Annotated in this window: 8 protein-coding genes; 5 read left to right on the top strand and 3 right to left on the bottom strand. The window is 32.4% G+C overall.

Annotated features, from left to right (window positions below; translation table 11 throughout):
* Positions 1-44 precede the first annotated feature (44 nt).
* The gene (pckA, locus tag AB3G33_RS05430) at positions 45-1,646 is read left to right on the top strand and encodes a phosphoenolpyruvate carboxykinase (ATP) (RefSeq protein WP_367773204.1); all 1,602 of its coding nucleotides are present in this window, start codon (positions 45-47) and stop codon (positions 1,644-1,646) included.
* 155 nt (positions 1,647-1,801) lie between these two features.
* Positions 1,802-2,902: a DUF4407 domain-containing protein gene (locus tag AB3G33_RS05425; RefSeq protein ID WP_367773202.1), complete on the top strand. Its 1,101-nt coding sequence runs from the start codon at positions 1,802-1,804 to the stop codon at positions 2,900-2,902.
* 62 nt (positions 2,903-2,964) lie between these two features.
* Here the strand turns inward: AB3G33_RS05425 and AB3G33_RS05420 are convergent, their stop codons facing one another.
* Positions 2,965-3,672: a PH domain-containing protein gene (locus AB3G33_RS05420; RefSeq protein WP_367773200.1), complete on the bottom strand. Its 708-nt coding sequence runs from the start codon at positions 3,670-3,672 to the stop codon at positions 2,965-2,967.
* A 224-nt stretch (positions 3,673-3,896) separates the two neighbouring features.
* A complete protein-coding gene (locus AB3G33_RS05415) occupies positions 3,897-5,075 on the bottom strand; it encodes a glycosyltransferase (protein ID WP_367773199.1) in 1,179 nt (392 codons plus the stop codon).
* 181 nt (positions 5,076-5,256) lie between these two features.
* Between AB3G33_RS05415 and AB3G33_RS05410 the strand changes: the two genes are divergently transcribed.
* Genes AB3G33_RS05410 through AB3G33_RS05400 form a run of 3 tightly spaced genes read left to right on the top strand, consistent with a single transcriptional unit; the run spans position 5,257 to position 11,118 of the window.
* On the top strand, positions 5,257-8,346 hold the full coding sequence (locus tag AB3G33_RS05410) for a hypothetical protein (RefSeq protein WP_367773197.1): 3,090 nt from the start codon (positions 5,257-5,259) through the stop codon (positions 8,344-8,346).
* On the top strand, positions 8,346-9,581 hold the full coding sequence (locus AB3G33_RS05405) for a hypothetical protein (RefSeq protein ID WP_367773195.1): 1,236 nt from the start codon (positions 8,346-8,348) through the stop codon (positions 9,579-9,581). Before AB3G33_RS05410 ends, AB3G33_RS05405 begins: the two co-directional genes overlap by 1 nt.
* A complete protein-coding gene (locus AB3G33_RS05400; RefSeq protein WP_367773193.1) occupies positions 9,565-11,118 on the top strand; it encodes a glycoside hydrolase family 2 TIM barrel-domain containing protein in 1,554 nt (517 codons plus the stop codon). The genes AB3G33_RS05405 and AB3G33_RS05400 overlap by 17 nt, the downstream gene beginning before the upstream one ends.
* Here the strand turns inward: AB3G33_RS05400 and AB3G33_RS05395 are convergent.
* Positions 11,101-12,303 (bottom strand): glycosyltransferase, encoded by a 1,203-nt coding sequence (locus AB3G33_RS05395; protein ID WP_367773191.1) that lies wholly within the window; start codon positions 12,301-12,303, stop codon positions 11,101-11,103. The two genes, AB3G33_RS05400 and AB3G33_RS05395, sit on opposite strands and share 18 nt — an antisense overlap.
* Positions 12,304-12,350 lie beyond the last annotated feature (47 nt).

Below are 12,350 nucleotides of genomic sequence, written 5' to 3'. Positions count from 1 at the left end.
CTACTTTTGCAAATAATAAATTAAACTACACAATACATAATTTTATGAATAATAACACACCGTTTACGCAATCGATTTCGCTAAAAAACTTAGGAATCGAAAACGCAAAGATTCATTATCAATTATCAGCCAACGAATTACATGAAATGACCTTAGCTTTAGGCCAAGGAATTGAAAATTCAACAGGAGCTTTAGCCATTAACACTGGAGAATTTACAGGACGCTCTCCTGAAGACCGATTTATTGTAAAAGACAGCATCACTGAGAATCAAGTTTGGTGGGGAAAAGTCAACATCCCTTTTGAGCCAACTGCGTTTGATGCTTTGTATAAAAAGGTCACAACGTATTTATCTAACAAGGAAGTTTTTGTAAGAGATTCTTATGTATGTGCAGACCCCAATTACCGTTTAAATGTAAGAGTAGTTACTGAAACACCTTGGGCCAATTTATTTTGCTACAACATGTTTTTAAGACCTGAAGAGCAAGAGTTAGAAAATTTTAAACTAGAATGGACCGTAATATGTGTTCCTGAATTTATGGCTGATCCAGCTACTGATGGAACTCGTCAAAGTAATTTTGCGATTTTAAATTTCACAAAAAAAATAGTACTTATAGGAGGAACTGGATATACTGGAGAAATGAAAAAAGGTATTTTCTCCGCATTGAATTTCATTCTCCCTGTAGATAAAAACACATTACCTATGCACTGTAGTGCTAACGTAGGTGATAATGGCGACACCGCTATTTTCTTTGGTTTATCTGGGACAGGTAAAACTACGTTATCTGCAGATCCAAAAAGAAAATTAATTGGGGATGATGAACACGGTTGGACTAGCGAAAACACAGTTTTCAATTTTGAAGGAGGTTGCTATGCCAAAGTAGTCAACTTATCCGAAGAAAATGAACCTGATATTTTTAGAGCCATTCGTAAAGGGGCTATCTTAGAAAATGTGGTTTTCAAAGAAGGAACAAATGAAGTTGATTACAAAGATGTTTCCATCACTCCTAATACAAGAGTAAGTTACCCTATTTATCATATTGATAATATCCAACCAGGATCAATAGGTAAAAATCCTAAAAACATCTTCTTCTTAACAGCGGATTCTTTTGGAATCTTACCTCCTATTTCAAGATTAACACCAGGACAGGCTGCATACCATTTTATCTCTGGATATACTGCTAAAGTAGCTGGAACCGAAGCTGGTGTAACGGAACCTCAGCCTAATTTTTCGGCTTGTTTTGGAGCGCCTTTTATGCCTTTGCATCCTACTAAATATGCAGAAATGTTAAGTAAGAAAATACAAGATGCTAATGTGAAAGTATGGTTAATCAATACTGGCTGGACAGGTGGCGCATACGGAACTGGTAGCCGCATGAAACTGAAATATACTCGCGAGATGATTACTGCCGCTCTTAATGGAGAACTAGACGCAGTCGATTATAGAAATCATGTTGTTTTTGGAATTGCAATTCCTCAATCTTGCCCTAATGTGCCTAGCGAAATATTAAACCCTAGAAACACATGGGAAGACAAAGATTTATACGATAAAAAAGCAATTGAATTGGGACAAAAATTCAAAGCTAATTTTGCCAAATTTGAAGAATTTGCCAATGCCGAAATTATGGCTGGCGCACCCCAAATATAAGTTAATTTTTAATTCAAAATTAAAAAGAGCTGTTCTTAGGAACGGCTCTTTTTTGTTTTACAAAAGTCCCTAACCAAAAACTAATCAGTGAATTATACCAAAATAGTTTTTTTGGCGTTACATTTGCAGTCATCAATCAATCAAATTAATCAATCATGTTAAAACAATTTTTTATTGTTTGCTCTGGGGCAGACAAAAACATCCTAGAAGGATGCTCAGAAGGAGAACAAACCAAATATGTAGGTATTGGTGCTACTGTTTTCTTTACAGCCGTAATGGCATTTATTGCAAGTACTTATGCTTTATTTACTGTTTTTGACAATGTATATCCTGCACTAATTTTTGGATTAGTCTGGAGCTTACTAATCTTCAACCTGGATCGTTTTATTGTTTCTACTATTCGAAAAAGAGACAAAATAGGCAGTGAATTTCTTCAAGCGACACCTCGAATTATTCTGGCGATTATCATTGCGATTGTAATATCTAAACCTTTAGAAATTAAAATATTTGAAAAAGAAATCAATACCGTTTTATTGAAAGAGAAAAATGCTATGGCACTTGAAAATAAAAAAGAAGTAGCTAATTACTTTAAATCGGATTTAGACAAAAACAAATCAGAAATCCAACGTTTAAAATTAGAAATAACCAACAAAGAAAAAGAAGTTAACAGCTATTACGAAACTTACATTGCAGAAGCCGAAGGAACTGCTGGAACTAAAAAACTAGGTAAAGGCCCCGTTTTTAAAGAGAAGATTGCCAAACACGATCTAGCAAAAAAAGAATTAGATACTTTACAAAAAAAAAATATGGCCAAAATTGCTGTATTAGATAAAACTACCAAAACGCTTCAAACTGATTTAGATAAAAAAGTTACCGAAACCCAACCCATTATTGATGGATTTGATGGTTTAATGGCCCGAATTAATGCTTTGGATAAACTACCTTGGATTCCTTCTTTCTTTATCATGTTATTATTTCTAGCTATCGAGACCTCTCCTATTATTGCTAAACTACTGTCACCAAAAGGAGAATATGATTTTAAACTAGAAGATTTAGAAACGGCGCTAAAAGCTACCTTAGAACAAGACAAATACCAACGCAGTCTGTTGGTTAAAACAAGCGCATCCATGCATGACAAAGTATATGAAGATATTGCTCAGGATAAAAATCTCTATAATTTACAGCGAAAAAACACAACTGATTTATTAGAATTACAATCTAATAACTTTGTAGAAAAGCAAAAACGCACTTTATAACAAAACAAAACCCGACAATTTAAAAGTTGTCGGGTTTCGTTTTTATTTCCATTTTAAGAACATTACATATGACTTAAAATTTCTTTTTTATAGTTATCATATTCGCCTTGAAGAATCAAACCATTATCTAAAAGTTTTTTGTAATTCTGTAGTTTTTCAAACAACTCATCTTGTGACAACTCACTTAGGGTTTTGTCTTTTGAAGTTTCATTATAATGTTGATTGTCGGTACTGAAATCAGGTTGAGAAACGGGAATTATTTCAGCATAATTAGTCACCTCTTCTGTTTCCATTTCTTCAATTTCTTCCACTACTTCAACAGGTTGCGCTTCAAGAATTTCTTCCGCAACACCACTAGTATTTATAGTATTCCCTGTTTTTATAAGGTCCATTTGCTCTTTGGCAAAAGTATATAATTTTCTAGCCTGTGTTTTTGGGATATAATCGATTGAAATAGTCAATTCACTCTTGGTCGAAAATGAAAATTCAGAACCTAAAATATTTTCTTTCACAAAAGCGGCAGCGACATCTTCCCAGTCATAATCAATAAAATCCATTGACAATCCTAGATTTTTAGGTTTGCATAAAATAATTCGCTTATTGGTTAAAACGATACTATCTGGAAACACCGTAATAGCTGGTTTTTTTTGAACACCTATATACCCTATTTCTTCATTTTTCATCAATAAGTCATTCAGCTTTGAAGTGATTTTTTCGATAGCTTTAGGATCTTGTTCCTCGTTTAAAAATTTCTTGATTTGTTCTTTCATTTTAAGCTGAATTTATTTCCAATTTGTTCTTGGATATTGAATGTATTTCATCATCCAGAAAATCCAATGCAAAAGTAATACCTAATTCTATATTTCCGTAATTTCATTCAGGAATTTCTTCGTTAAAGTTATGTAAACCAAACATTTTAAATAAAAAAAGAAAGGTTGTACTATTTAAAGCACAACCTCTTTGAAATAACCCTAAAATATATGTAATCTAATTTTTAATTATAATAAAAAGCAATTTGACCAATTTGACCTACAATTTTAAACGAATCTTTAAACGAAAGTTTAGAACCGTCCATATGTACCCATCTATTTAAAGGCTGTTCACATATTAAATCTATTGCTCCTTGTTTCCCGTAAATCTTTTTCATTCTCATGAAAATTTCTACATCAAACAACCATTTAGTCAAGAACTTTTTTTGGAATGTTTTTTCAACAATCTCTTTGTGCATGATTTTAGCACCACATTGTGTGTCTTTAAAATCCATTCCTAACGTTTTTCTAATAATAAAATTAATCCCCTGACTAATAATTTTTCTAGCCGATTCTTTTGCGATATCAGCTCCCATTCTGTTGATACGAGAACCACTAACTATTTTATATTTAGAATTTGAAATTGTATTCACTAACTCTTGGAAATCATCAAAATTTGTCGACAAATCTGCATCAAGAAATCCAATGTAGTTGTATTGACTGTCTTTTGCCAAATGCAACATCCCCAATCTAACTGCTTCGGCTTTTCCACCATTTTTTTCACAATTATAAATACTTATTCTGTCCTCATTCCCTTTACATAATTCTTGTAACACTCCAAGCGTATTGTCCTTACTTCCATCATTTACAAAACACAAATGGTATCCTAAATTAGAATGAACAAATTTCTTAAATTCTTCACTTGATAATCTTTCTTCTTCATTGTAACATGGAATTACAACACCTATACAGTTGTTTTGAATCAACCTATTGCTATTATCAACAGCTACAACATTATTTGATCCAATTAATCTTTTTACTCTTGCTCCAATTTCATTTAAGCTTAATGGTTTTTTCATATAATCTGAAACTCCCAATTCAAACCCTTTTAAAATAACCTCTTCATCATTATTTCCAGATAAAATCATAACTGGTGTGTCGTGTTTTTTTACTTGTTTAATGTATTTCACAATTTCCAATCCTGATGCTTTATCGTTCACACTAAAAGGCTGATTCGTATCTATTGAATTAGTTAAAACAGGCATGTTAATATCTGCAATTACAAGATTCGGTTGAAATTCATCATAGGCAATGATTGCATTAAAAACGTTATTAGCACTTTTAACTTCATATCCTAAATCTGTTAGACATTTGCTTAAAGAAAGGATAACTAATTCTTGATCGTCGATTACTAATATTTTCATGGTGTTGTGTTTTTCATTGTTATTTCTATACAAATATATTTCGAAACCCTTGTTTATTTTTATAAATTAGACCAGTGGAGGTGAATGGTACGACGAATGGATAAATGATGTAGATATTATAAATTCTACTGTGTATTGTTTATTTCCTATATTTACAATTATGATACTAAGTCAGCTTTAAGTGGAGGAAAAAACTAACAAATATTTAATCGTTGCGCTATTGATAGGAGTCGTATTTCACTCCAGTGCTATTTTCTTTACTTTAGAAAATACATACGATGCTTTAATACATCTGTTTTTTGCTAACCATTATGCTCATAGTTGGTTTGAACCTTGGAATTACAGTTGGTACACTGGCTTTACAGTTATGGGTTATCCCCCATTAGTTCACCAAGCTATTGCATTATTATCTTTAATAGGTGGTTTGAAATTTGGGATGTTTGCCGTTGCAATAATTGGCGTAATCCTATTTATAACTGGTGCGTACCGTTTTTCTTTGCTCCTCACTGGAAATAGAAACGTTGCCGGATATACGGCACTAGTAGCTGTGTTTTCATCTTCATTTGTAGAAACATTACATATATTCGGTCAATTACCTAGTGTGATAGCCATGTCGCTATTAATGCACTCTTTCCCCGAAATATATCTTTGGTTAAAAACAGGTAGATTAAAATACTTTTTTACTTCATTGTCGCTTCTTGCAGTAACCATATGTTCCCATCATGTTACCCCTATTTTTGGAATGGTATTTTTTATTTTCCCATTAATAGGTATGGTAATTATGGATGTTTCTAGAGAAAAAACAGCCAATTATAAAGACATCACTTTTAAAATATTTTTCCAATCTTTCCTCCGTTTATTTAAAAGAATAGTCTCTTTTGGCGGTGCTTCTTTGATTTTAATTATAGTATGTATTTTACCCTATTGGATTAATTCAAAGAAAAACCCAATAACCCAAGTTCCTATTCCTCATGGAAGCAGGGATAATTTTCTAGAGGTAACTTCTTCCGGTTTGATGTTTTTTTTAATTCCTTGGGGAATTTTATTATTCTTTTTACCGTATCTTTTTTATCGCTTTTATAGTAAACGGTATTTGTTTTTTGGCTTGTCATTAACTTTATTATTAATATTAGGGACGGGTGGTACAACACCAATTCCATTAATGGTATTAGGTAAAAATGCATTTAACATACTTACTCTTGACCGCTTTACGTTATGGGCATCTATTATGTGTTTACCCTTGTTTGGTGAATTCATATATCGTTTTGTTGAAGGGGACTTGAAAGATGCAATGCAAGCGCGCTTTGGACTCGTTTACCATAGAATCATTGGTGGGTTTATTGCAGGTACCTTTCTAACCATGGCTGTTTTTACAATTACATTAGGATACTTTAGACCGTTTCAGCCCCAAAAGATAAATACATTACCCATTATCAATTTCCTAAATCAAGACCAGCATGATCAATGGCGGTATTTACCATTGGGTTTTGGAGATCAAATGGCCACTTTATCTTATCAAACCAAAGCGTTAACCGTTGACGGTAATTACCACTCGGCAAGGAGACTTCCTGAATTGACATCTAGAGCTGTAGAACGCCTAGAAAATTCAAAATTTAGAGGACTGGAAGGGCTAGGTTCCCTACAACAATTCTTGACCGTTCCTGAAAAATACAATTTAAAATATGTCTTTTCGAATGATAAGTTTTACGACCCCATATTGTATTTCTGTGGTTGGCATCGTTTGTCACAGTTGGAAAATGGGATTATGGTTTGGGAAAAATTGAATGTCCCTCCCTTATCAAAAATACTTCCATATGAGGATGTTCCATTATATCAAAAATTAATGTGGGGAATTATCCCAATGTTAACTGTTGTGATAGCATTTGTGTTAAACATACAAATGATGTTTTACAAAACCCTTAAACTAAAAGTTATTGAGAAACCTCAGTTTTTATCACTAGGCATTTCATACACCAAATTCTCCAATCGATTAATATCTTATTTACATGTATGGGCAGCCCTTTTATTGTTGATTATCGGTTATTTTATCTACCAGTTCTATATCAATACGGCTTACCAAATAAGCCCAAAAAACGTAGTACGCTCCTATTATGATGCCATTGATTTTAAAGAATTCGAAAAGGCCTATTCCTTTATCAGTCCTGAAAGTAAATTGACAGTATCTCAATTTATGTTAGAAACATCAGTAGCCGATGGAATCCTAAACTCCTATGCAAAACTGGACGCCATAGAAGTAAAAATAATGGCACAAACCGAAAACGAAGCCATCCTGCTTGCCAAAACAAAATGGATTACTCCACTAGAGATTATAAATAAAGAGTACCGCCATGATGTCGTAAAAATAAATGGGAAATGGTACATAAAACCTAAAAAACTAGATTTAGATATCCCACCAAACCAGTTTTTATCCTCTAATACTACTGAATTCTTTAAGCACGGTCGAAGAGTTATATCTACTCAGCAAACCTATCATGATGATGTTTTAAAACAACCTGTACTTGAAATCCTTTCGGCAAATTTAATCCAGCTTGACAAACAATATATCGTAATTGGCGAAGTCCAAAACGTAGACAACGTACCCGCAGATGTTGTTTTGAAAGCAACTTTATATGATAAATTAGATAAAAAGCTAGCCTCTTTTAATGCCAAATTTGTAATCAAACACAAATTGATGCCTAAAGAAATAACCAGCTTTAAAGTTAATTTTGAAGAAACAGCTTGGTTAAAAATGACCGATGTAAAACCTACCACTTTTAATCCAAATGAGTTTACTCCATTAGAAATAAAACGAAACCCTGTAAACTTCAATATTCAATGTGCTGGAAATGTTGCCATTACTGATTTATACACTCAAGTAGCCTTATCTGATTTTGAAATAAGTAACAACAAAATCAAAGGGACATTGTTTAATTATGGCATTCAAGAAGTAACCATTCCCGGATTATTAATCTCCTATTACAACAGTGACAAAAAATTGATTTATGTAGATCATTTTTTTATTCGTGAAGGAGTTAGAGTGCAACGCAAACAATATTTTGAATATAATTTATTAAATTTAGAGAGATTAACTCTTATTCAGTCTTCTTTAAAGAACTGTTTTGTCAATGGATTACCAAATGATATTATTGCGAAAGAAGTTGTTCCTAATAGACAAATGGATCAAGAAGGAGAACAACTCCAAAAAGTAAATGGAAAAGGATTTAGCTATATAAAAGTAGAAATCAATAATTATATTGGAAATCCAAAATAATGAAGAAAACAATATACATCGTACTTTCCTTTGCTCTTTTGCTTTTATTCGCATTTGAGACGGCTGCTTTTATTGCAAAAGAAAATACTACTTATTTGAGCTCAACAAATAAAGTATTTGTTGCTGGAGACAATATGAAACTAACCTTTTCTTCAAAATCAAAAACGACTATACCACAACTTTTCATCATTCATTCGTATGGAAAAACTATTATAGATGGAAAAAAATCTAATGGGAAAATCACCTTTACAATTCCTACAGTTTACACAAAAAAAACAGGAACTGTTTCTTGGTTTTTAATAGACAACGAAAAAACAGTTACAAACGGTACATTTGAAATAATTCCAAATGAAAAAACCAAAACTCAGATGGAAAATTATCTGGGCCCAAGAAGTATCTTGGCTGGTGGAAAGGAATTTACAATGATGGTTGCAGTTCCTACTGACGGATTTGACAATCCAAAATTAGAAAATACGCCCGTGGTTATAAAACATCAATTTTTAAACAATGTAACTACCATTTCAAAAAATACAAAAGACTTTATAATTTGGGAAAATATATATTCGAATACTCAATCAGGACAAATTCTGGCTTCTACAGCCTGTGAAAAAACGGTCACTAAAGAAATAGAAACCGAAGTCTATCCAAATATAGCCACTGATTTTTCAATTTATTATACCAGAAATCACGATTATGCAGATGGCAATCAAATTACAACTCTAACTACTTCACTGATTAAAGATGCGTACAACAATACTGTAAGTGATGGAACTATGGTCGTTTTTCACATTACTACCAAAAACAATATGGCGTTAAAAACCTTTGGCACCACTATAAACGGAATTGCTTCAGGACAAATCCTTCATCCAGACCATCCAGACCATTATACCGTAAAAGGATATATCACAGGAATTGCAAAAAGTAACTTTTTGGAAATTGATTACAAACCCATACTTTCTGACTTTACATATTCTTTTTCTGATTATAATCGAAAACTTACAGTCGGGCCATTAAACAGCTTTATGGGACAATTAGTACCCGATGGAATTAAAGTAGTTCTAAAAATATTCCATGATAATCAATTAATCAGCAGTTTACAAGAAGACAGCTCAAAAGGAATGGTACAATTTTATATTCCTTCGGACTTTTATAAAGAAAAAAAATATCGCTTTGAAATTCAAACTCTAGGTATTATTAAAAAAACTGAAACTAAAAATTATGTCTATAATAAATAACCGAAGCGTTTATAGGACTATTCTAATTGTCTCCTTTATTTTATTGAACCTTTTATTATTACTAGGAATCAATAAGACCTTGATATTTTTAAATACAGGTGCCGAGAGAATTTCAATGCTCCATTTAGAAAAAGAAACCATTAATACGTATTTACCAAAAACAATATGGGAAACTGTTACAAATGTGGGTAGAGCAATGGAGGCCAACACACTTAAAGAGGTAGAAAAAGATTATCTTTTTTCATGGGTTGTTAAAAACAAATCTTTTAAAGACAACACTAAAGAAGGCATTGAAGATTATTATACCCAAAATACCCGTGCCAATCTATACAACACCATCAATTACAATAAAAAAAATAAAATTACTATTGAGAGCACTACATTAGAGCATCATCCCACATTAGAATTTTATAGTGCAGACGGGCAGCTAGTCGTTTTTACGGATAAAAATGTAGTCGAATTTCAAAAAATTTACCAACAAGATAAACTAATTACTACTGTTGAAGATACAGCGACTTATAAGGTAATGATGCTTCTTGAAGATGGGTTTTGGAGAGTGAGGCATATGCAAAAAATGGAGAAAGAAACTTTAGCTGCAGATACTATAAAATCGCATCCTACTTATACAATTCAAGGCAAAAACATGCTCAAAGACAAAGTCAATTATACGATTAAAGGAATTAATTATTACCCAAAAAATTCGGCTTGGGATACTTTTGGACCACTATTTAACATCGATACCATTGCTAAAGATTTTGACATTATCAAGAAAGCAAAACTTAATTCCATTCGGATTTTCATACAGTATGATGACTTTGGCAAAGCCGATGTAAAACAAGAAAAATTAGACAAGCTAAAAAAGATATTAGATTTGGCTGAATCCAAAAATTTGGCTGTAATCGTTACTCTTTTTGACTTTTATAGCGATTACACGTTAGAAAACTGGACGTTAACCCACCGTCATGCCGAAAAAATAGTTTCCACATTCAAGAATCACAAAGCTATTTTGGCCTGGGATTTAAAAAACGAACCCAATCTGGATTTTGAAAACAGAGACAAGGATAATGTACTCAACTGGTTGAACCATATGGTTGCTGTCATTAAAAAATTTGACCCTAATCATTTAGTAACTATTGGTTGGTCTAATGCCTATGAAGCAACACATTTATCCAATAAAGTAGATTTTGTATCCTACCACTTTTATAATGCAATCGAGGATTTTGAAAAAGAAAATACTACCTTAGAAAAAGCAGTAAAAAAACCAGTAGTAATTCAAGAGTTTGGTGTTCCTTCTTATAATGGCATATGGAATTTAAGAGGATATAGTGAAGCAGATCAAGCGCAATACCATAAAAAAATGCAAGCCTTATTCAAAAAGAACAAGCTTGCATTTATGTCGTGGACTTTATATGATTTTCCTCAAGTTCCAAGTCAAGTGGCTGGGAAATGGCCTTGGCAAAAAATCAGACAGAAAAAATTTGGTTTCTTAGATAGTAAAGGAAATAAAAAACCATCCTTTTTATATATTACTTACTAATTGTCCTTCTAATTTACTGTATTCAATTTGTCTGAAGCTTTCCATGTACATTCCAACAATTTTATCCATTGATAAGGCACTTGCGGCTCTATAATTGGTTTTGGCCAGTTGCACTCTGTACTCATCATTATTAAGAATGGCTGAAATGGCTTTTGCTAATGACTCTGCGCACTCTGGATTAAAAAACTCACCATTATACCCTTCTTCTTTAACTAATAGGCTTAAATCCCCTAGATCTGGCATTACAACCGCTTTACCATAACTTCCTGCTTGGTGCAATACTCCAGAACTTCCTGTAGTTGAAGTATAAGGAAATACTACCATCGTACTGTCATTAAAAATATTTTGAACCTCATTTTCTTCTACATACCCTGTAAATGTAATCCCAGGAACATGTGCATATTTTTCCTGTACTTGTTCTAAATAACCTGGAGTGTTAGGACTATTTGTCCCCGCAATCACAATTTCGATCGCTTCAGTTGATTTTTTTCGGATGATTTCAATGGCTTCAATTAAAATTTCTACTTTTTTATACGTTCCAAATTTTCCAAAAGCCATAACTTTTTTAGGTCCAGCTGGTAATTTAAAATTAGGTGTTTGTGGTTTTTCAAAAGAACCATGAGGAATCAATGATACGTTTTCACTTTTATATTTATCTCCTAACACATCAACGTATTTACTGATCGTAACGGCAACAATATCTGCTTTAAGGATGCATTTTGTTAGGTTAGTCCCAATGAAGTTGTAGATTTTTGAAGCTAATTTATTCTTGGTAAAACCAGCACTTTCTAAATCTACTTGTTCTAATATGTTATGTAATAAAACAACTGTATTACATCCTAATAATTTTAAAAACATAGGAATTAACAATCCCATTGCTGCAGGGATTTTTTTATCACCAAATTTTACAAACTGCAAATTGAATAAAACAGCATCTGGTTTTTCTTTTAATACCGTTTTGATAATGGTAAAGAAGTTAAAATAACTATTAAAAGACCAACAGTCTTTAACATTAACTTTATTACTATTTTCAAAATCCAATTGTTTTGGTTCTTTTGTTTTATCTGTTATTAAAACCAATTCCGATACATCTTCATTCTGTACAAAATTCTTCACTAAGTGATATCCATATTCATTTAAGGTTACTTTACTTGGTGGAAACGACGTTATAATAGCTACTTTCATATTTGTTCTGTTTTTAATTACAGTACGAATATCTTTATTTTACAAGG

The organism is Flavobacterium sp. WC2421 (genome assembly GCF_040822115.1).
In the GTDB taxonomy this organism is placed as follows: Bacteria; Bacteroidota; Bacteroidia; order Flavobacteriales; family Flavobacteriaceae; genus Flavobacterium.
The sequence above is the reverse complement of the archived record's forward strand: the minus strand, read 5'-3'. Positions and strand labels throughout refer to the sequence as shown.